General features: G+C 69.7%; 16 protein-coding genes. 9 read left to right on the forward strand and 7 right to left on the reverse strand.

Annotation, left to right across the window (positions count from 1 at the left end; translation table 11 throughout):
• The first annotated feature begins 308 nt into the window (after positions 1–308).
• From LXT23_RS04250 to LXT23_RS04290, 9 genes are all read left to right on the forward strand, one after another.
• Positions 309–1,025 (forward strand): pilus assembly PilX N-terminal domain-containing protein, encoded by a 717-nt coding sequence (locus LXT23_RS04250; protein ID WP_253978765.1) that lies wholly within the window; start codon positions 309–311, stop codon positions 1,023–1,025.
• A 26-nt stretch (positions 1,026–1,051) separates the two neighbouring features.
• Positions 1,052–1,528, forward strand: coding sequence for a c-type cytochrome (locus LXT23_RS04255; RefSeq protein WP_253978766.1), 477 nt, complete (start codon positions 1,052–1,054; stop codon positions 1,526–1,528).
• Entirely contained in the window at positions 1,525–5,790 is a 4,266-nt protein-coding gene (locus LXT23_RS04260) for a DUF4114 domain-containing protein (RefSeq protein ID WP_253978767.1), read from the forward strand. The genes LXT23_RS04255 and LXT23_RS04260 overlap by 4 nt, the downstream gene beginning before the upstream one ends.
• Entirely contained in the window at positions 5,787–6,317 is a 531-nt protein-coding gene (locus LXT23_RS04265) for a type IV pilus modification PilV family protein (protein ID WP_253978768.1), read from the forward strand. The genes LXT23_RS04260 and LXT23_RS04265 overlap by 4 nt, the downstream gene beginning before the upstream one ends.
• Positions 6,314–7,528, forward strand: a complete 1,215-nt coding sequence (locus LXT23_RS04270; protein WP_253978769.1) for a PilW family protein — start codon at positions 6,314–6,316, stop codon at positions 7,526–7,528. The genes LXT23_RS04265 and LXT23_RS04270 overlap by 4 nt, the downstream gene beginning before the upstream one ends.
• Positions 7,525–8,187 carry a pilus assembly FimT family protein gene (locus LXT23_RS04275; protein WP_253978770.1) on the forward strand — a complete coding sequence of 221 codons (663 nt, stop codon included), beginning with the start codon at positions 7,525–7,527 and terminating at the stop codon, positions 8,185–8,187. The genes LXT23_RS04270 and LXT23_RS04275 overlap by 4 nt, the downstream gene beginning before the upstream one ends.
• Positions 8,188–8,280: 93 nt before the next feature.
• The gene (locus LXT23_RS04280) at positions 8,281–9,165 is read left to right on the forward strand and encodes a DUF2381 family protein (RefSeq protein WP_253978771.1); all 885 of its coding nucleotides are present in this window, start codon (positions 8,281–8,283) and stop codon (positions 9,163–9,165) included.
• A gap of 10 nt (positions 9,166–9,175) precedes the next feature.
• Positions 9,176–9,676: a hypothetical protein gene (locus tag LXT23_RS04285; protein WP_253978772.1), complete on the forward strand. Its 501-nt coding sequence runs from the start codon at positions 9,176–9,178 to the stop codon at positions 9,674–9,676.
• Between the two features lie 267 nt (positions 9,677–9,943).
• Entirely contained in the window at positions 9,944–12,262 is a 2,319-nt protein-coding gene (locus tag LXT23_RS04290) for a Kelch repeat-containing protein (protein ID WP_253978773.1), read from the forward strand.
• A gap of 80 nt (positions 12,263–12,342) precedes the next feature.
• Here the strand turns inward: LXT23_RS04290 and ileS are convergent, their stop codons facing one another.
• The 7 genes from ileS to LXT23_RS04325 all read right to left on the reverse strand — a co-directional run bounded on the left by ileS (position 12,343) and on the right by LXT23_RS04325 (position 21,702).
• Positions 12,343–15,243 carry an isoleucine--tRNA ligase gene (gene ileS, locus LXT23_RS04295; protein ID WP_253978774.1) on the reverse strand — a complete coding sequence of 967 codons (2,901 nt, stop codon included), beginning with the start codon at positions 15,241–15,243 and terminating at the stop codon, positions 12,343–12,345.
• 35 nt (positions 15,244–15,278) lie between these two features.
• Positions 15,279–16,244 carry a hypothetical protein gene (locus tag LXT23_RS04300; RefSeq protein WP_253978775.1) on the reverse strand — a complete coding sequence of 322 codons (966 nt, stop codon included), beginning with the start codon at positions 16,242–16,244 and terminating at the stop codon, positions 15,279–15,281.
• A gap of 38 nt (positions 16,245–16,282) precedes the next feature.
• The gene (locus tag LXT23_RS04305; RefSeq protein ID WP_253978776.1) at positions 16,283–16,606 is read right to left on the reverse strand and encodes a hypothetical protein; all 324 of its coding nucleotides are present in this window, start codon (positions 16,604–16,606) and stop codon (positions 16,283–16,285) included.
• A gap of 26 nt (positions 16,607–16,632) precedes the next feature.
• Positions 16,633–17,667 carry a TadE/TadG family type IV pilus assembly protein gene (locus LXT23_RS04310; RefSeq protein ID WP_253978777.1) on the reverse strand — a complete coding sequence of 345 codons (1,035 nt, stop codon included), beginning with the start codon at positions 17,665–17,667 and terminating at the stop codon, positions 16,633–16,635.
• A complete protein-coding gene (locus LXT23_RS04315; protein ID WP_253978778.1) occupies positions 17,664–19,310 on the reverse strand; it encodes a TadE/TadG family type IV pilus assembly protein in 1,647 nt (548 codons plus the stop codon). The genes LXT23_RS04310 and LXT23_RS04315 overlap by 4 nt, the downstream gene beginning before the upstream one ends.
• Before the next feature lie 4 nt (positions 19,311–19,314).
• Positions 19,315–20,115, reverse strand: coding sequence for a TadE/TadG family type IV pilus assembly protein (locus tag LXT23_RS04320; protein WP_253978779.1), 801 nt, complete (start codon positions 20,113–20,115; stop codon positions 19,315–19,317).
• 156 nt (positions 20,116–20,271) lie between these two features.
• Positions 20,272–21,702 carry a sigma 54-interacting transcriptional regulator gene (locus LXT23_RS04325; RefSeq protein ID WP_253978780.1) on the reverse strand — a complete coding sequence of 477 codons (1,431 nt, stop codon included), beginning with the start codon at positions 21,700–21,702 and terminating at the stop codon, positions 20,272–20,274.
• Positions 21,703–21,772: the final 70 nt, after the last annotated feature.

Below are 21,772 nucleotides of genomic sequence, written 5' to 3' on the forward strand. Positions count from 1 at the left end.
CGTTTCCTGCCCGCCAGCGGACGCCGGACGAGGCCCTGCCCCCGATGCAGGCACTGGGAAACAGGGGCCCTGGAGGCCCAGGCCCGGGGCGCCTCCCTGCCTGCCCTACTCCAGGGCGCCGGGCCTACAGTTAACTCCGCAACTCAGTGCATACCCGCAATGTTTGCGAGGTCAATCTGGACCCACCCAGCGCACGCCGTGTGTGGGCAGCCTCGTGTTTTCAGCAGGTTGGGGAGCAAACAAGTCGGCACGTCAATTGCTGACTGTGTTGCAGTTCGCCCCCCCGCTGCACGACGAGGAGTCTCCCAATGAAGTCACCCACCGCGACCCGACGGCGGAATGCCAGGGGCTTCACCCTGCTCGTGGGACTGGGCGTCGTGACGCTGGTGTCCCTGGCGGTGCTGCTCAGCTACGGCGTGGTGAGCCGCGAGGCGGAGACGCAGGGCGACGGGCGGAGGCGGAAGGAGGCCTTCTTCGCGGCCGAGGCGGGGCTGGCCGAGGGCCGCGAGGCCATGCGCCTGCGGCTGGCGGCGGAGGGGAACCTCGATACGTACAACCAGGTGATCCCCGACCTGGGCGCGCCCGTCAACGAGCCAGGGCTCGGAGGCGGCGGCACGCCCTGGTACGAGGTGCTGCCGGGCCCTGCCGCCACGGGTGGCTGGAACCAGCTGCGGCTGACGACGGAGGACATGGCCCCCACGGAGCTCGCCAGCGCGGGCGGCACCCCGTACGCCGAGTACCCCACGCAGGACAACGTGCGCTACCGCGTCTTCGTCCGGGACGACCTGGACGACGCCAACCCCAGCTCCGATACCAACGGCCAGGTGTGGCTCATCTCCGTCGGAGAGGTGATGACCGAGGGCGGCCGCCCTACACGCTCCATCGTCCAAGCGCTCATCATCAACGAGAATGCCTCCGCCGCGAGCGGCCCCGGCTGCGTCAACCGCGGCTGCGGCCCCGACAACACCTACAACAATACGCAGGACACGCAGGCGCCCGACACGACCAACGTGCGGACCCTCTAGTCAGACCTGTCACCCCCGAGCTCCCCATGCAACGCACGCATCTCCTGCAGCTCCTGTTATTGCTGTCACTGCCTGGCGTTGCAGCTGCCCAGGACGGTGGCAGGACCGCTTTCGACACTGCATGCGCCCGGTGCCACACCGCCGACACCGCCGAGCAGCACGTGCAGAAGTCCTCGCGGAGCGCGGCGAAGTCGCAGCGCGACGAGCCCGTCCGGGGGCCGCAGCTGAGCCAGCTGCTCCAGAAGCGCACGCCCGAGCAGCTGCGCGCGTGGATTGCGGCGCCCAACGCGGTCCGCAAGGACACCCGCTGTGACACGCGCCTGCTGGGCGCCGGAGACCTGGACCTGGTCCTGGGCTACCTGGCGACCAGCGCGCAGCCGCCGCCGCCGCCGCGGGACGAGCTGCTGCGGCAGCAGTTCAACAAGGAACTCGCCGAGCGCCGCGCCCAGAAGCAGCGCAAGGCCAACCACCCGTCCACCCTGCCCCAGGGGAGGAAGCGATGAGAACCCTCAACAAGACGCTCGCGGTGATGATGCTGCTGGCCGCGCCGCTCGCCTCCGCCCAGCCCGAGCAGCTGTGCCGGGACAACCTGACGCAGGACCGGCAGCCCAACTTCAGCGACAGCTCGCTGGACCGCGGCCCCAACGACACCATCCTCATCACCCCCGAGACGCCGCCGCGCCTCCAGCTCAACACCAACCTCACCGTCCTCAACGTCGAGAACATCACCTTCCCGTTCGACCAGCGCGTCACCATCAGCTACGTGTACGAGTCCGCCGGCGCCTCGCACGCGCTCGGCTACATGTACCTGGATGACCTGCAGAAGAAGCCGACGGACCCGGCGACGAAGGTGGAGTACGTCAACGCCGCGGGCAACCTCGTCGACAGCAACAACAACGGCATCTTCGACCTGCACGAGGACATCTACAATCTCGCGCCCCCCAGTGGCCCCAAGGCCCGGCCCTACGTCGGCGTGAGCCGCCGCTGCACCGAGACGTTCACCGACACGGCGGGCGAGACGTACAGCGAGCCCGACATCGCCCGGCGCAACTGCGGCAACACGTTCCAGCGCATCCTCACGACCCACCCGACGCTGGGCAACCGGATTGCGGACGCGCGCCCCGGCCAGACGTTCAACCTCATCGACGCGGACGTGGTGGGCAGCCTGCTGGGAGGCACCAACGCGAGCGCCACCCAGTTCTCCGACGGCGGCCTGTTCCCCCACATCCCCAACATCCTCGAGCCGCCCGCCATCGCCAACGGCAACAAGGGCGTCGGGAAGATGGTCTTCCTGCTCGCCGACGATGACGGCGACCAGGGCAATGGCGCGACCTTCGGCAACCTCGCGCCCGTCCCCGACTCCGACTTCGTCGACGACGGCGTCCCCGACTACGACGTTTCCGCCTACGACGCGCGCGGCCTGCCCCGCGCCACCAACCCGAACGCCGGCATCAGCGCGTTCGACCGCACCGTGGACCTGGGCATGGTCGAGGGCGGGAAGGAGATCATCTTCTTCCTCATCGTCTTCTACGACTCCAACCACCGCCCGAACGAGGGCACCGTCTTCCCCTGCCTGAAGCAGGACGCCGCCGGGAAGTGCCTGCTGCACCTGCGCACGCCCATCAACGTCTACTTCTCCAAGGCGGCGTGGAACATTGACCAGAACTCCGAAGCCAACCCCGTGGTGGCGGAGCGCAACATCGGCTGCTCGTACGACTCGACCTGCGACCGGGACAACCCCACGTCCAACTCCTGCCATATCGGCAATGGCGGCCCCCGGCTGTGCGGCTGGCTGGACGGCCCGAAGACCACGGTGGGCACCACGCTGCACCGCCTGAGGAACGACGCGGCCTACGGCTTCCTGGACATGCCCATGGAGCGCGTGACGGTGCCCCGGCCCGCGGGCACCCGCAACCCCATGCCGCACGTCATCGTGGGCGCGCCCAGCACGGACCCCTTCCGCTGGATTCTCGGCTTCGAGGACCTCCCCGGCGGCGGTGACCGCGACTTCAACGACGTGGTGTTCGTCATCAACAAGGAGAACGGCGGCAACATGCGCTCGGCCACCGTGTCGGGCGACATCTCCCCGAGCATCGCCGACGACTTCGTCATCACCAAGGTGCGCTTCAAGCGCCAGGACGACGCCGCCCCCGCGCCCCGCACCTGCACGGGCAGCGCGCCCTGCTGGACCGAGGAGACCCCCGGCGCCTGCACCCCGCCGAACGGCGCGCGGCCCTCCATCCGCTACTCGCTGGCGGTGGACTGCCGCGTCTGCAGCAACGGCACGTGCACGAAGAACGAGACTCCCACCTGGTTCCCCCTGGAGTTCCCCAACACCACGCCCCCCACGCAGCAGGTGGAGGTGGACATCCTCTCCCTGGGCTTCACCGGCTCGCAGCTGTGCTGGAAGGTGGACATCAGCAGCCCCAACGAGCGCTGCCGCCCCATCGTGGACAACATCGACGTGGGCTACCAGGCGGTGCGCGCGGGCAGCTACGCGCGCGCCTCGCCGTCCACGCTGGGCAACGCCATCGTCTGGGGCGTCAACGAGACGCCCGGCAGCGCGTGGGGTGACGACTGGCCCGGCACGGGCCTGCCCGCCGCCTCGACGCGCGCCTACGACGGCAAGAAGGACTTCTCGCTGCGCGGCCGCCTCTACTTCCGCTCGCTCTATGACCCTGAGACGCCGACCGCCACCAACGTGGTGCAGCGGTGGGACGCGGGCCAGGTGATGGCCATGGCCCTGCGCACCGGTGCGAATCCGACGGCGCGCACGCTCTACACGACGACGTCGCCCCCGGGCCCCACGAGCACGCGCGCCACCATCACCTCGGAGATGCAGGACACTGACAGCGCCAGCCCCCTGTTCCCCGACGCGCTCTGTGACGTGTACGCCAACGGGCGCTACACCTGGGACCTCAACAACGACGGCAAGTGCGGCACCCCGACCGGCCCCCCGGACAAGAACGTCACGGGGCCGACGAACGACCGCAACTTCTTCCGCGAGTGGCTGTACGGCTGGGAGGACCAGCATACCCCCGCCCCCTCCAACGTGAAGCGGCCCTGGCCCATGGGCGGCATCAACCTGTCCACCGTGGCCATGGCCGTGCCGCCCTACCTGGACACCTGGGCGCAGAACACGCGCCCGGAGGAGCGGGATGCGTACCGGAAGAACTTCCTGGAGCCGCTGGCGACGCGGGACACCGTGGCCTACGTGGGCACGATGAATGGCTTCCTGCACGCCTATGACGCGGGTGCGTTCCGCAACGCGACCGACGATGCGTGCACGACGGGCGCCCAGCTCCGCGGCTTCTTCGAGCCGTCGGGCTCCTGCGCCACCCCGACGCCGCGGGACTACGGCACCGGCGAGGAGAAGTTCGCCTACCTGCCGAACCTGATGCTGGAGCACTACCGCAACCTGTACGTGCAGGTCCCCAGTGCGGGCACCCCGCCGCCCAAGCCCCAGGTGGATGCGTCGCCCACCATCGCCAACGTGGACCTGGGCATCGCCGGGCAGCCCAAGTGGACGCCGTCGCCCGTGCTGTCGAAGACGACGGGCGCCAAGACGGTGCTCGTCTCGTCGACGGGCAAGGGCAGCCCCGCCGTCTTCGCGCTCGACATCACCAACCCCGCCGACGCCTGGTACCCGCTGCCGCTGTGGGAGTTCAACCTGCGGGACACGAACATCGACCTGGCCTTCACGCTGAACAGGCTCATCAACCCGTCGGTGCTCCACCCGGACAACACGGGCTCGCGCCACGCGCCCTCCGTGGCCCGGCTGGCCTGGGGCTCCGGCTCCACCACCGCCTGGACGGCCGTGGTGGGCAGTGACTACAAGCCCGTCGACACGGCACGCGCGGGTGCCGTCTACCTCATCGACATGAAGACGGGCCGCCCGCTGAACTACGGCTCGTCGCCGGGCGGCCAGCTGGCCGGCATCATCACCCTGGAGCAGGGCGTCGGCGTGGCGGCGGAGAGCGCGCTGGTGGACCTGAACCGGGACGGCAACTACGACATCATGTACGTGCCCACCACCAACGGCGGCGTGTACCGCGTCAACCTGGACCAGGTGAGCACCAGCGCGCCGCTGGGCCGCAAGGTGAAGACCTGCAAGATTGCCAGCGCACCGGCGTCCCTGACGGACCACCCCGACGCGGCGACGGGGCCGAACCAGGACCCGTTCTTCCAGCAGCTCTACTCCAACCTCGCGGTGAAGGTGGTGCGGGACACCACCAACCCGACCGTCCGCATCTACTTCGGCACCGGTGACAACCCGGACGAGTTCTCCGACGGCCCGGCGAACAAGAACACCTACCGCTACCACCTGCTGGCGTTCGAGGACACCGACCCGACCGGCGAAGAGTCCTGCGAGCTGCTGGAGCCCCTGTGGGTGCAGCAGCTGGACCCGGGCCAGACGGTGTGGGGCGGCGTGGCCCTCAGCAGCGACAGGGTGTTCGCCACCACCGCGGTGGGACGCTCCGCGGACGTCTGCGGCCTGAGCCAGGACGAGAGCGGCAAGTACTACGCGACGGGCCAGCTGCCGGACGAGGACGGCAGCGCGCCGGACATGAGCAGCGCGTCGCTGGACGGCCACGGCATCAACGCACCGGTGGTGCACGACCAGCACCTGTTCGTGCTCACCGCCACGGGGAAGATGAAGATGGTGGGCGACGACAACTGGAACACCGGCGCGGAGAGCAATGGCGCGGTGCGCTCGCGCATCCTCATCTACGACGCCATCCCGGACGGGAGGATGCCGCGGTGAGGTACCGGCATTCACGACAGCAGCGCGGCATCACCCTGCTGGAGGTCATGGCCACCATGGCGGTGATGCTGCTGGGCGTCTCCGCGGCGATGCTGGTGGTGAACCAGACCAGTCAGTCCAACCGCCGCACGCTCACCGCCACCCAGGCGCAGCTCATCGCCGAGCAGGAGCTGGAGAACATCGCCTCCCGGGGCTGCACGGTGGACCCGCCGTGCGCCAACCTGGCGGCCCTGGACAACACGAACTACCGCGTGTGGCAGACCAGCATGGGGGAGCTGCGGCGCGCCCCGCCTCCCGCGGCGCTGGAGGCCCGCGAGTACGAGGTCGTCATCGACGTGGACAGCCGCGTGCTGGCGACCTCCATCGAGGCGGGCTCGGTGGGCTCGCCCCCGGTGAGCCGGGACCTCATCCCCGGGACGGCGGGCAGCGGCGGCAACGTAGCCAACGTCCGCGTCTCCGTGAGCTGGGTGGAGCGCAACAGCACGGAGCGGCAGGTGGTGGTGCTCCAGACACGGATGGCGCCATGAGACGGCGTTCGCTTCACCGGGGCTTCACGCTGCTGGAGGTGATGATTGCCAGCGCGCTGGGCGTCGTCGTGCTGGTCGTGGGGCTGGCGGTGGGCCTGCAGATGCAGCGGCGGGTCCTCTTCGAGGAGCAGACGATGACGGCGCAGGTCACCGCGCGGGCGGTGAAGGACCTGCTCGCGACGGACCTGCAACGGGCGGGGACGGGCATGGGCAACGCGGCAATCACCTTCGCCAACGGCGACAGCCGCTTCGCCATCCAGGTGTGGAGTGACCTGGACCTGGCGGCCGGCCTGGCGCCCTTCTTCGCGCCGGACGCGGCGTTCTCCCCGCCGCCCGCGGGCGACTACGCGACCTTCACGTCGGACGTGCTGCAGCTGTACTGGGGTGACACCCGCGCCATGCTCATCCTGGACCGCTGCAGCGGCGGGAGCTCCGACCCCGTCCGCGTGGATGGCACCGACGACTACTGCACGCCGCTCAACCCGACCCTGGACCTGGCGCCCGTCGCTGGCGTGCCCACGCCCGCCATCCTGGTGAACGCGGCGGAACAAGTCGCCTGCCACGTGCAGGTCACGCAGCTGCGGCCCGCCGACAGGAGGCTCACCGCCACGCAGGGCAGCGCGCTGGGCGTAACCACGGACGCGCCGTGCGGCGTCCCGGACCACGCCATCTGGAAGCCGGGGGACAATGACCCGCTTTGGGTGGCGATGCGCACGCAGAGCGCGGCGTACCGGGTGAACTGGGCAAGCGGCATTCCCACGCTGGAGTACCAGCCGCCGGGCGGCACCTGGGTGACAGTGAGCCAGGACGTGGAGCGGATGAAGATTCGCCAGGCCGTCATCAGCCTGGCGGCGCCCAACGACCCGTACCGGTGGTTCCCGGATGTCACCACGGGGACGCCGGCCATCGACCGGTGCACCATGACCACCTGCACCGTGGACGCGGACCCACTGCCGGCGGGTGCACCCGGCAACGACGCGGAGCTGGTGCGCATGCTCCAGCAGCGGGTGCGCGAGCTGGAGGTGACGCTGGTCATCCGCACCCAGCGGCCGGACCGTGAGTCCACGCTGCCGGCGGGGCCGCTCAATGTCGAGGACGAGGGGTTTCCTCGGGACGGCTTCAAGCGGCGGACCCTCACCTTCCGGGTGACGCCGCGCAACTTCGGCGCGGCCGGGCGGCAGCCCATCCCGCCAGCGGGAGCAGGGCCATGAGCATGAAGCGTGACAGGGGCATGACGCTGATCGAGGTGATGGTGACGGTGGCCATCGCCGGCATCCTCATCGCCGCGGCGCTGGTGGGCATGCAGGCCCCCATCAACCGGCAGCGGGAGAGCGCGGCCACGCGCGAGCTGTGGTCCTCGGCGCTGCGCGCCCGGCAGCGGGCGGTGGCCAGCAACCAGCCGGTCCGCTTCGTGGTGGAGGTGGACGGGCAGCACGGCAACGGTGCGCCGCGCACGGTGGTGCGCTGGGAGCAGCTGGCGTGTGACAACGCGTGGAGCAACGACAGCTGTCCGCGACTGGCATGTGTGAACACCACCTGCCGCGCCGACCCGACGTGCTGCGACCAGGTGGGTGAGGACGTCATCATCCCGGAGACGATGAGCGCGGCGGAGATGCAGGGGCTGTGCTACCTGCCCGGCTCCGGCCGGCCGGTGCAGCCGAACAACCCGCCGCTGCTGGGCTGCATGCAGGGCCAGCTCGACAACACGGCGGCCCTCACCGCGGCGGCGCCGGGCAACCTGCGCTTCACCTTCACCTCGGAGCGGGCGCGCAGCCTGCTCATCGTGGAGCCGGTGACGGGCCTGTCGCGAATCCTGGACTGCGACTCCCAGGCGGCAATCGACCGCCCGGTGACGGAGTGCACGAACTGAGAAGGGGGCCGGGCACCTTGGATTGTCCGCAAGACCTGCTACGTTCGCAGGCGCATGCGGCCCTTCCTACCTGCCCGGTATGCCCTGCTGATCATGCTGCTCGCCTCCTCCGCTCCCGCCAGTGAGCTGGAGGCGGCCCGCATCCGCGATGTGTTGCTCTCGGAGCACCCAGCTCACGCCACCCATCGCGTGCAGGTGAAGGGGCAGGTCGTCACCACGCTCCGCTTCGAGCAGCCCATCGACCCGGCCAGGACGAAGCTGCTGGGCTGGGAAGGCCGGTTCGAGGCACTCGGGGTCGTCGGGCGAAAGGTCATCCTGGAGCCGCTCCGGGACCTGGACGCGGATGAAGGCCTCCCCCTGCTGGTAACTCTCGCGGATGGAACGGAGGTTCCATTCCTGCTGAGGCCTCCCAGGAGTGAACAGGCGCGGTGGGTCGACCAGCAGGTCAACGTGTTCAAGGACCGCGAGAGCTACGCGGCCATGTCCTCGGCCCTGGCGAGCGCGCTCAAGGAGAACAGGGCACTGAAGGATGAGAACAAGCGCTTCCGCAAGGAGGAGACCTCCGAGGACCACGCCCTTGCCTCTCTCCTCGCGGCAGGCGCCCTGGAGCAGACGCCGTTCAAGGTTGCTTCCTACTTCTCCGGCAAGGACGAGGAGATGGACGGCTTCGGCATCGTGTACAGAGGCAAGGGCAAGGTGGGGGTCGTGCTCAAGCTCAAGAACCTTGATGCGGAGCAGCCCTGGAGCATGAAGTCCGCCCGCCTGACGACGTTGAAGAGTGGCAGTGAGCGGTCTTTCGCCGTTCGCACCACCATCCCGTCCATCGCACCCGGCGAGTCCGGGGTGCTTGCATTCGTGGCGGACAAGAGCGCCTTCATGGACGGTGGAGAGCTGACGTCGCTCTTCCTCGAGGTCTACCGGCACGACGGGGCCCGGCAGGCGGTCGTTCAGCTGGAGCCGCAGCTTGGTGATAAGTAGCGCGGGAGGCATGTCCTCCAACACCTTCGCCCTCCTGTGCTGCGCAGCCCTGCTGGTGATGACCTCGGGTTGTGCCAGCTCCGCCACCGGCGGAGTGGCCCTTCGCCCTGACGGAGCTCCAGGCCCCCAGGACTGCCCGGAAAAGGCCCGGGAGGTGATGGGCTATCTGGGCCTGCATGTCGGAGATGCCGCGCTCGCGCAGCTCGACGCGAACCAGCCTCTCACTCCTCCCATCACGCTCTACGACGGTCCCATCGAGAGCGTGCTCGAGGACGACCTCGGCATCATCGAGGCACCGAGCCGGCTCTACGGCCAGGTCTGGACGAGCGGCCCCATCCTGGTCATCCGCTACTACGAAGCCCAGCGACTGGACGGCGGCAAGAGACTGCCCATCTGCGCCGTGGCCCGGCTCGGCTCCGGAGAGCTTCGCAAGCGGCCCGAGTCCAAGCCCGGCACCGCCATCATCGACTCGTCCCGCGCGGGCGTCTTCATCGTGGATGGGTTCAGGTAGGTGGGTCGGCGAAGCCCTGCCTGGCAGCCGCGCACTCAGGCCGCGGCTGAAGCCCGACGCGGCCTGACAAACCCTTTGCCATGCAATTGGGTTACGGGAATGCCCTCAGTCCCCTGGCAGAAGGTGCTTTAGTCCCAACGCCTGCCTTCCGCTCCTGACGGAGCGCAGGCGCAAGGAATTGACCTCGCACATCACCACGCGCGTCGCCCCCGGCCCGGGGCCGGAGGTGGTTCCCTGCTCACGACTCAGGCAAGGACCACCCCCCAGATGCAAACACAAAGCAGGAAGCAGTGGGCGCTGCTGTGCCTCATGGCCGCGGCGCTGTCGTCGTTCATGGGCTGCGGCACGCCCACCGAGGAGCCAGCCGCCACGGGCGCCGTCCAGTTCGCGGGCTCCATTCCCCAGGCGCTCGCGGGAGATGACGTCACCCGGGTCACCGTCACCCTCACCGCCACCGGCGTGCCGTCTGCCACCACCACGCTGGCGCTGTCCAATGGCACCTGGAGCGGCGCCCTCTACCAGCTCCCCGCCGGCAGCAACCGCAGCTTCACGGCGGAGGCCTTCAACGCCGAGGGCGCGCTGCGCTACCGGGGCCAGGCCACGGGCGTCGCCATCGTCTCGGGCGAGACGGCGGTGGTGGCCATCACCCTCCAGTCGCTCGACACCTCGCCCCCCTTCGACAACACCGTCCCCTGCATCGACTCGCTGGTGGCCTCCGCCAGCACGGTGCTTCCGGGCGGCACCATCGCCCTGCGGGGCACGGCGCATGACCCGGACGCGAGCGACACCCTCACCTACGCCTGGTCGACCACCGGCGGCACCTTCACCACCACCGGCACCGCGACGACGACGTGGACCGCGCCCCAGACGTCGGGCGCCTTCGTCCTCACGCTGACGGTGACGGACTCGCGCGGCGCGTCCGCCAGCATCAACGTCTCCAGCACCGTCATCTCCACCGACGGGGGCACCGCGGGCTCCGCCAGCGTCACCGTGTCCTTCAACACGTCGCCGTCCGTGCGGGGCATCACCGTGTCCCGCTCGCCGGTGCCCGTGGGCCAGAGCACCACCGTCACCGTGAACGCCGTGGACGGGGACGCCGACGCGCTGTCCTACCAGTGGACCGCCGCCTGCGCGGGGACGTGGGCCGGGGCCAACACGCCGAGCGCCACCTTCACCCCGAGCGCCGTGCCCGCCGGAGACCCGTGCGGCAACTGCGCCCTCACCGTCGCCGTGACGGACCCGAAGGGCGGCCGGAGCCAGGGCACGCTGCGCATCTGCGTGGGCCCGGGCACCGGGGCCAGCATCCCGCCCCGCATCATCCTGACGAACCAGTCGGCGACGTCCGTGGCCGGCGGCGGCAGCGCCACCCTGCGCGTGCTCGCCGAGGACGGCGACGGCAGCGCGCTCACCTTCGGCTGGTCGGCCAGCACCGGCACGGTGGGTACGCCGACGAACAGCTTCACCTCCAGCGAGGTCCGCTGGACGGCGCCGGTCTGCGTGCTCCCGGGCGCCGCGCCGACCATCACCGCCACCGTCACCAACGCGCGGGGCTTCTCCGCGTCGCATACGTTCAGCGTCAGCGTGCTCAACGGCACGGAGTGCGGCAGCGGCACCGCGGCGAAGTGGGACACCACCGGCAGCATGCTCACGCCCCGCTACGGGCACTCCGCCGTCCTGCTCACCACGGGCAAGGTGCTCATCTCGGGCGGCTACAACCCGGCCATGCTGGCCTCGGCGGAGCTCTACTCGCCGGACACGGGCACCTGGAGCGCGGCGGGCAGCATGGGCCGCGGGCGGTGGGGCCACACGCTGACGCTCCTGCCTTCCGGCAGGGTGCTGGCCATTGGCGGCAGCACCAACACCTCGGGCACCGACGAGGTCCGCAACGTCGACATCTACGACCCCGCGACGAACACCTGGACGGCCGCCGCGCCCCTGACCTTCGGGCGCGTGAAGCACACGGCCACCCTGCTGCCCTCGGGCAAGGTGCTGGTCGTCGGCGGGTACAATGCCGACAACAGCGTCGCCCGCATCCCCGAGCTCTATGACCCGGCGACCGACTCCTGGGTGCCCGTCACGAGCATGGCGGCCACGTGGCGCTACTCCCATGTGGCCGTCCTGTTGCCTTCGGGGAAGCTGCTGATCGCCGGAGGCTCGACCTACGGCGAGCTCTACGACGCGGCCATGGACTCGTGGACTCCGGCCACGGGCCTGACCGGGCTGAGCTGGACCCACGCCTACCTCCAGCCCTCCGGAAAGGTCCTGCTGACCGCCGGAACCACGCTCGGGCTGTACGACCCGGCGCTCAACACGCAGACGAGCCCGGGAGCGCTGCGCCACCCCCGGACCGACTCGACGCAGGTGCAGCTGGCCTCGGGCAGGCTGCTCATCACCGGAGGCACCCAGCCCATCAGCGCCATCACGGAGGTCTACGACCCGGCCACCGGCGCGACGGACTTCTCCGTGAGCATGCCGGCGCCCCGCTACGGCTTCCCGGCCGTCCTGCTCCCGTCGGGCAAGGTCCTCGCCTCCGGTGGCCACGGGGCAGGCAACTTCCTCAACACCGCCCTGCTCTACACGCCCTGAGCCAGGGCCTCCGGTAAAGACAGAGGCCCCGCGCCAGCACGTGCGCGGGGCCTCGGGTCCTTCGAGCAGCTATCGCGGGGCTACGCCGCCAGCGCGTCGCGGCACTTGAGGCACACCTCACCGCCCTGCCCCACCGCCTCCGAGTACGTCCAGCAGCGCGGGCACTTCTGGCCCTTCGCGGACTGCACCTCGGCCATGACGCGCACGCCCTCGCCGAACGCCTGCACCACGTCCAGCACCTGCGACTTCTCACCCGCCACGTCCGACAGCTCCACCTGGCTGGTGATGAACAGGCCGGGCAGCTCGTCCAGGTGCGCCTTGAGGAACTCGCGCGCCTTCGCGTCCACCGTCAGCACCACCCGCGCCTCCAGCGACGCGCCGATGAGCTTGTCGCGCCGCGCCGCCTCCAGCACGCCCTGCACCGCGCTGCGCACCGTGAACAGCTTCGCGTAGCGCTCCGCCAGCGCCGGGTCCAGCTTCGCGGCCGGCTCCGGGAAGCCCGCCAGGAACACGCTCTGGGCCGGCTTGCCCGGCAGGAAGCCCCAGGCCTCCTCCGCCGTGAAGCTCATCACCGGCGCCAGCAGGCGCAGCAGCACCGACGAGACTTCATACAGCACCGTCTGCGCGCTGCGCCGCGCCTTGCCGTCCGTGCGCCACGTGTAGAGCCGGTCCTTCAGGATGTCGAAGTAGACGGCCGACAAGTCACCGGCGACGAAGTCCAGCACCGTCGCGTAGACCATGTGGAACTCGTAGTCCTCGTACGCCTTGCGCACCCGCTCCACCACCTGCGCCAGCCGGCCGCGCGCCCACTGGTCCAGCGGCAGCAGCTCCTCGGCCGGCACCGTGTGCTTCGCCGGGTCGAAGTCGTACAGGTTGCTCAGCGCGTAGCGCACCGTGTTGCGGACCTTCCGGTAGCCCTCCGACAGGCCCTTGAGAATCTGGTCCGACAGGCGCACGTCGTTGCGGTAGTCGCTCGCCGCCACCCACAGGCGCAGCACCTCCGCGCCGTACTGGGTGATGATCTTCTCCGGGGCGACGGTGTTGCCCACGCTCTTGGACATCTTCTCGCCGTTGCCGTCCACCACGAAGCCGTGGGTGAGGCAGGCCTTGTACGGCGACCTCTCGCGCGTGCCCACCGCCACCAGCATGGACGAGTGGAACCAGCCGCGGTGCTGGTCGCTGCCCTCCAGGAAGAGGTCCGCCGGAATCCGCTGCCGCTTCTCCAGCACCGCGGAGAACATGCACGCCGAGTCGAACCACACGTCGAGGATGTCCGTCTCGCGGCGGAACTCGCCCTTGCCGCAGCGCGGGCACTTGAAGTCCGGCGGCAGGAACTCCTTCACCGGCGTGCGGTACCAGACGCCCACGCCCTCCTGCTCCACCTTGTCGGCCACCCGGTCCATCAGCTCGGGCGACACGACGGCTTCTTCACAGCCCTCGCAGTAGGCGATGCAGATGGGCACGCCCCAGGTGCGCTGGCGGCTGATGGTCCAGTCCGGCCGCGTCTCCAGCATGCCCCGGATGCGGCTGTGCCCCCACGAGGGCACCCACTGCACCTTGTCCACCTCCTCCAGCACCACCTGGCGGTACGTCTTGTCGCCGCGGAACGGCTTGTCCAGCGGGATGAACCACTGGTACGTCGCGCTCAGGATGATGGGGTTGTGGCAGCGCCAGCAGTGCGGGTACGCGTGCTCGACGGTGTCCTTCGCGTCATTGAGCAGCGCGCCCTTCTCCACCAGCGTGGCGATGATGAGCGGGTTGGCCTCGAAGACCTTCTTGCCGGTGAGCGCCGGGCCCACCGTGTCGTCGTAGCGGCCTTCCGGGCGCACCGGGTTGTAGATGTCCAGCCCGTACTTCAGGCCGACCTCGTAGTCCTCCTGGCCGTGCCCCGGCGCCGTGTGCACCAGGCCCGTACCGGCCTCCAGCGTCACGTGGTCGCCCAGGACGATGCGGCCCCGCCGCTCGTAGAAGGGGTGCTGGTACGTCAGGTGCTCCAGCTCCTCGCCGCGCACGTACGCGACGATGCGGGCCGGGTCCACCAGCGCCGCCGCGGAGACCTCACCGCCGGGCAGTTGCACGTGCTTCACCGCCAGCTCGTCCGCCTTCACCTCCGCCAGCACCTTGGGCAGCAGGTCCTTGGCCACGCAGATGACGCGCGCGCCGAGCTGGTAGAAGACGTACTCGAACTCCGGGTTGACGGCGATGGCCAGGTTGGCCGGCAGCGTCCAGGGCGTGGTGGTCCAGATGACGAAGGCGACGTCCTTGCCCTTCAGCGAGGGCACCTTGTCCGCCAGCTCCGGGCCAGCCTGGAAGGCGACGTAGACGGACGGGGACTTGTGGTTCTCGTACTCGACCTCGGCCTCGGCCAGCGCCGTCTGGTCGGTGAGGCACCAGTACACCGGCTTCTTGCGGCGGTAGAGCATGTCGCGGCGGGCGAAGTTCGCCAGCTCGCGGATCTCCTGCGCCTCATAGGGGAAATCGAGCGTCTTGTAGGGCTTGTCCCAGGACGCGAAGGTGCCCATGCGCTGGGCCTCGCCCTTCTGGATTTCGATGAACTCCAGCGCGTAGGCGCGGCACGCCTCCAGGAAGGCGTCGCGCGACAGGGTGCGCTTGTCGACCTTCTTGTCCTTGAGGCGCTTCTCCACCGCCTGTTCAATCGGCAGGCCGTGCGTGTCCCAGCCGGGGATGAAGTCGCACAGGCGGCCGGACATGTTCCGGTACTTGACGACCATGTCCTTGAGGATGCGGTTGAGCGCGTGGCCGGCGTGCAGGTGGCCGTTGGCGTACGGGGGGCCGTCGGGCAGCACGAAGGGCTCGGCCTTCGCGTTCTGCTCCAGAATCTTGCCCCACACCCCATGCTCCGCCCACCAGCCGAGAATCCTCGGCTCGAGCTGCGCCAGGTTTCCCTTCATGGGGAACTCGGTGCGGGGCAGGTTGACGGAGTCCTTGAAGTCCTTCTCCTTCGGGGGCGTGTCGCTCATATTGAGAGCGGCCGTAACACGCTCTCCGGGCGCCATCAATCGCTGGTGGGGCTCGCCGGCTCCGCGCCGGTGGTGCGGCGCAGCACCGCCACGGACAGCTTGCCGGGCTGGAGGGGCTTGAGTATCAGCTCCACCTCCTCCTGGCCGGCGCGGAAGCGGCGCGGCTCCGTGGGCTTGAAGCCGGCCTTGCCCAGCTCGGTCCGGTAGAAGGCCTCCACCTCGGCCTCCTTCGCGCTCACCGTGTAGTTGACCGAGCGCACCACCTCCAGGTCGCTCGTCATGACGCCCTCGGCGCCCGGGAACACCGGCGCCACCGAGGACATGGTGGCGGGCGGCTTCGACATGTCCGCCTCGCCCAGGTACACGGTGGTGGTGCCATCCGGGTTGGGCTGGAGGATGACCGTGTAGGTGATGAACCGCTCGGGGTCCAGGGCGGTGAGCATGGGCTCGCGCAGCAGCTGCGGCTGCTGCTCGGCGGGGGTGATGTAGAGGCCCCACTCCTCCCAGCGGTCCACCATGTGCTGGAGCAGCGGCTCGGGCTTCTCCGCGCTGCGCACCGCCTTCAGCCGCACCGGGACTCCGTCCGCGAGCATGACGCCCGGCACGTCCACGACGTCCAGCACCCTGGGCACGTCCCAGACGAAGGGCTGCCGGTAGATGGGAGGGACCTTCAGGCCGGGGGGCAGGGCGTCGCGGGGCGATGCAGGCTCGGCCTCCACGTCCCCGAGCAGGTCGGACAGACGCGTGGGCGCGGGGGGCGGCAGCGGAGGCAGGGACCCGGGCGGCTTGTCCTCCAAGGCCTTCGCCTTCGGCTCCGTGCCGGGTGCCTTCGCCTTCGGCTCCGTGCCGGGTGCCTTCGCGCCGGTGCCTGGGGCCTTCGCCTGCGGCGCTGTCTTGGGGGACTGCGCGCCCGCCTTCTTCGCGGACGGCGAGGGCACCGGCTCGGCGGGCGCGCCGACAGCGCTCGTGCCCAGCACCAGCCACATCACGGTCCACTTCATCGCCGGCCTCCGGTCCGCCGTCCGCGGTGCCCGCGCCGTCATGGCGAGTCCGGCAGGCTCGCTGCCTTCTCCTTCCCGCTGGGCCCATCCTTGGGACAGCGGCTGGAGCACGCCTTGAAGGTGGCCTCGTACTTCTGGGTGCAGCGCGTGGCACAGCTCTGGAAGCGGGCGCCGTCGCCGCCCTTGCTGGGGAGGGCCGGAGGCGGGCATTGATTCATGCAGGCCTGGAGGGTGTCACCGCCCTTGGCGGCACAGGTGCCCTCGCACGCGGCCCGGTCCGCGAGCGCTGACGGTGCGGCCAGCAGCGCGCACATGAGCCCTGCGCTGGCGAGCGTGGTGAGGAGCAAACGCGTCGTCTTCATGAGTGGGAGTCCGTCCTTTGCTGGAGCTAGTTGCAATCCCGGCCGAGGAAGCAGCCCTGGAAGGGCTTGCGCCTCACCCACGCATAGCCATACGTGGGCGTCGTCCCGCCGAGCGGGGAGCCGGGCGTCGTCGGAAACAGGCCGGAGCCCTTCAGCTGGTCCAGCTTGGGAATCTGGATGAACCCCACCTCCTCGCCCGGAGCGCTCATGAAGAAGTAGCGGGAGTTGATGGGCGAGGGGACGCCGAGGATGGGCATGGGCATCATGTCCGCCATCCACGGAATGACGATGGCCGTGGGCAGGTAGGTGCCGTACACCGCGCTGTAGAAGGGCAGGTTGGCGCAGGGGATGGGGGCGTAGATGGGCGGGCTGATTTCGTACGGGACCTGCCCCAGGGGCAGCTGGCACGTCAGCACCTCGCTGATGGGGCTGCCGCCGGCCAGGCCCCAGTCGTCCACCAGCATGGAGAAGCTGCCCGTGCACACCCCGCCCACCGGGCGGCCGGTGGAGCACACGCGCAGGTTGGTGAAGCGGGCGTCCGCGTGGGGCTGCTGGTACAGCCCGCCCTGCGCGTCGTTGTCCAGGAACGACGTGGGGAAGTTGACCAGGTCCAGGCTGGCCTCGGCGCCGCAGTTGACGGGGCCCTGGTCGCGGTAGACGACGCGGGTCAGCAGGGCGCCGTCCCAGTCCGGCCCGGGGCCGCGCTGGTCGCAGCGCACGGAGAGGTTGCGCCCGGTGGTGAAGGTCTGGGTGATGCCCGGAGGGCCGGCGACGGCGGACAGGCCGTTGAAGTCCGCGTAGCGGACCGTGGCGTCATCGGCCGCGCGCTCCATGGAGCGGTCCGCCGCTTCATAGTCGGCGGGGATGCTGTGCATCTGCCCGTGGGTGCCGTTCCACAGGGCGGAGATGGCGGCCTCCTGGACCTTCAGGGACAGGTAGCCCACCTCCGCGAAGTAGATGCCGAAGGCAATGATGGTCACCAGCAGCGTGGTGCCGAGCGCGGTCTCCACGAGCGCCGAGCCACGGGCCTGCCCGCGACGGAACGGGGAGCGGTGGTTCATTGAATCCCCTTGTAGCCCGCGGCACGGAGGGCATCGAAGGTGTCCCCCGCGACGCTGGACGCGCCGCGGAGGGTGTCGGAGGCGTGCTTCAGCCGGGGGTTGTCGGTGTCCGGCGCGACGAGCGTGGCGCGCCAGTAGGGGTTGAGGAGGTTGGGCGGCTCGGCCCAGTGGTTGATGCCCAGGCTGCGGCCCCGGTGGTAGTAGGCGATGCCGGTGGCCATGGCCGTCTGCACCGAGTTGGGCGTGCCGTCCGCCAGCGCCAGGCCCCGCGTGTCGTGCTCGGTGCCGGCGGTGCCGCGCTCGAAGCGGAAGCGCGTGAAGAAGTTCCACGGGTCCGCCGACGCGCGCTGGCTCATGTCCCGCTGCACCACCGCGAAGTTCTTGGGCTGGCCGTAGTTGTTGCCCTCGTTGGCGACCCCCATCGTGTTGTAGTCGATGAAGGTGGGCCAGATGCCGGGGCAGCTCGACGGGCCGCCCGTGCACGGCAAGAGGAAGTGGACGAAGGGCATCTGGTCACGCCCGCCGGTCCACGTGTGCCGGAACTGGACGCCCGACGCCACCACCTCCGCCTTCGCCTGCAACCGGGTCCCCGGCATGACCAGCGGGCAGGGTGCGCCGCCGCCGCTCTGCTGGTGCATGTAGAGGGTGAAAATGGTGCCCTCGTCCTGAGCGGTGACGGCGGAGCCGTAGGGGGGCAGCATGTTCATCACCGCGCCCATGCTGCCCAGGGCGGCGGGCTCCTTGAAGTACGAGGTGCCCTGCCCCGTCAGCACGACGAAGCTGGTCCGCCCCGTATTGGCCAGGGTCATCAGGATGCGCACCAGGTGCGGGATGTAGTGGTCGAAGGACCGGTGCGTGACGAAGCGGAAGCCCCGGCTGCCCATGGCGGCGTTGACCGCGTGGGCCACCGTCAGGGGGACGTCGCACGCGGCGCCATCCTTCGCGCACATGGCGCCTCCCTGCAGCTCCTTGCGGTTCGTCTCCACGCCCCCCGGGACGAGCCACTCGGAGCGGCCGGGCCCCGGCGCCGCCGCGTCCACGATGTCCCGGGCGAAGCCCTGGTCCTCCACCTTGTCCACCAGGTCGCCGAACGTGTCCCGCTGCGAGGCATAGATGCCGAGCTGCGCGGTCTGGTGGAGGAGCAGCTGGAGCGCGGCCCGCGTGTCCGCCCCCCGGAAGATGGGGTCGATGCGGTCGTCCTCGGTGCGCAGGGCGTTCTGCAGTGCACTCAGGTCGCCGACCCCCTTGTTGCCGCACCGGCACGCGCGCGCACAGGAGCTGCTGGTGGACGCGCAGGCACACAGCAGCCGCATGAGCTGATAGGGCCACTTGGCGCTGCCGAAGGAGGAGCGCCCGGCGTTGAGGTACGCCCGGTACAGCGTGGTCCACGAGATGATGCTCTGCGCGCCGGACTGGGCCACCGCGTGGGCAATCTGGGCGCGGTTGAGCACGGCGATGTTGTTGAAGGTGCGCGCGGTGGCCACGGCATTGGTGTAGGCGGACGCGTCGGCGACCGTCTGCAGCTCGATGCGCTCGCGCACCTTCATGGAGATGGACAGCGTGAGCGCCGCCATCAGCAGCACCAGCAGCGTGGCGAGCGCGAACAGCACCATCGTCTGGCCTCGGGAGGAGTGCGCACGCATCAGGTCACCGGGGGCAGTTCATGCTGGAGAAGAAGCGGGACTTCAGCGGCGTCAGCATCCGCATCGTGAAGGTCGTCTCGATGGGGAAGACGTACTGCTGGCGGCGGATGCGCTCGCGCATCTCCGAGCCGACCTCCGCGCTGAGCTGGAACGGGTCGGTGAACTCACGCCCGCTCCAGTTGGCGTTGCGCTCGGCCAGCAGCAGCGGGTTGGCGGCGGTGTAGTCCTCCAGGCCCAGCTGCGCCAGGTACATGCGCGACATGACCCAGTTGGCGAAGGGAATCCGCAGCGGGTACCAATAAATCATCCGCACCTCGAGCCGCCGCAGGTGGCCGGGCTCGTCGAAGTCCCGGTCCTGGGGGCGGGGGATGTCGCCGCCCACGACGCTCCGGTTGAGCCAGACGATGCTGCCGTCGTGGACGCCGTCCAGCCGGGGCCCCGCTCCGGCGCCCCCCGCGTAGCGGTTGTCCCGGCGCGCGCGGAAGGCCGCCGCCAGCTTCGCCGGAGCACCCCCGCCGCCCCCATGCTCCACGAGGTTCGTGGAGGAGGCGTTGCCCAGGAAGGAGTGGAACGTGGGCAGCAGCGCGAGGATGGCAGAGTGCGTCATCCGCTCGCAGTCACCGTGGTTCACCGAACCCGCCCGGGTGGCGCGGAAGACGGCGTAGTGCGCCATCACCCGCGCCTGCAGCATCAGGAAGAGCTGCAGCGCGCCCAGGATGAGGAACACCACCAGCGGAAGCGTCAGCGCCGCCTCCACCATCACCTGCCCGGACCGGCCCTTCTTCCTAGGACGCAGTGATTTCATGGCCCCCGCATATTCCGGGGAGTCCAGAAGTAACTGACATACGTCAACTTGACGTGCGTCCTTCAGTGCGGGGGCGACGACAGGGCCGCATGTCCAAAGGCAGACAGTGTGCGGGCAATGCCTGTCTGCCTGCCTGCTCTACAACCCCACACAGCGCTACCGCGACTTCATGCCTTTTGTGTCGAGCTGGTATTTCTTCACCAGTCTTTCAATCGACTTGCGGTGCAGGCCGCTCTCGCGGGCGGCGCGGGAGAGGTTGCCCTCGCAGCGGGTGAGGACGCTGGTGACGTACTCGCGCTCGAAGTTCTCCAGCAGCTGCTCCTTGGCGTCCTTGAAGGAGAGGTGCTCGTTGAAGGGCAGCGGTCCCTCGCGGGCCTGGCCGCGCACGCGGGGCGGCAGGTGGGTGGGGAGGATTTCCTCGCCCTCGCTGAAGGTCAGCACGTGCGACAGCACGTTCATCAGCTCGCGCACGTTGCCCGGCCACGCGTAGGCCATCAGCATGCCCAGGGCCTCCGCGGAGAAGCGCTTCTTGCCGTGCTTTCCCACCAGCTCCGGGTCCGCCAGCGCGCGCTTGAGGATGAGCGGGATGTCGTCCCGGCGCTGGCGCAGCGGCGGCAGCTGCACGGTAATCACCGAGAGGCGGAAGTAGAGGTCCTCGCGGAAGTTGCCCGCCTGAATCTCCTTCATCAAGTCGCGGTTGGTGGCGGCGATGACGCGGCAGTCCACCTCGATGACGTCGTTGCCGCCCACGCGCCGCACCTCGCGGTTCTCCAGCACGCGCAACAGCTTGGGCTGCAAGTCGAGCCGCAGCTCGCCCAGCTCGTCCAGGAAGATGGTGCCGCCGTTGGCGCGCTCGAAGGCGCCGGGGCGCTCGCTCACCGCGCCGGTGAAGGCGCCCTTCTCGTGGCCGAACAGCTCGCTCTCAATCAGGTTGGGCGGAATGGCGCCGCAGTCGAGGACCTCCATGGGCCCCCTGGTGCGGCCGGACAGCTCGTGGATGGCGCGGGCCACCAGCTCCTTCCCGGTGCCCGTCTCGCCCTGGATGATGACGGACACGTCCAGGGGGGCGATCTTCTTGATGAGGCCGAAAATCTGCCGCATCTTCATGCTCTGCCCCACCATGCCGCACAGCTCGCTGTCGCGGTCCGGCTCGATGGTGACCTCCTCGTCCAGCGGAGCGAAGGTCAACATCGAGGAGCCCGCGCGAATCTGCGAGCCGGGCGACAGGTAGGCGCGCTCAATCCGGCGGCCATCCAGGAAGGTGCCGTTGGTGGAGCCCAGGTCCACCAGGAGGTAGCCGCGCTCGGTGAACTGGATTTCGAAGTGGTGGCGGCTGGCGGTGCGGTCCTCCACGAGGACCAGGTCGTTGCCGGGGTGCGCGCCGCAGCGCAGGCGCTCCTTGTCGCTGACGACGGAGCGGCCGGTGTCCGGCCCGGAGGAGACGGACAGCCGACACTTGTGGAGCTTCACCGTGGTGCGGGGGTCCACCACGAGCGTCTCCCCCAGGAGGGGAGAGTGGGCCAGATCCTGCCCGACGTCGCCGGGACTGGTGTGGATGTCGTCGGGGTGCGGCTCATGAGCACTCATCTGGAGTAGAGGATACCAAACGGTGCCCACGGGGCCCGTCCCGTCCGGACGGTACGTGCTAGGCTCCCGC

The sequence above is a fragment of the Pyxidicoccus xibeiensis genome, from assembly GCF_024198175.1.
GTDB classification, from domain to species: Bacteria; Myxococcota; Myxococcia; order Myxococcales; family Myxococcaceae; genus Myxococcus; species Myxococcus xibeiensis.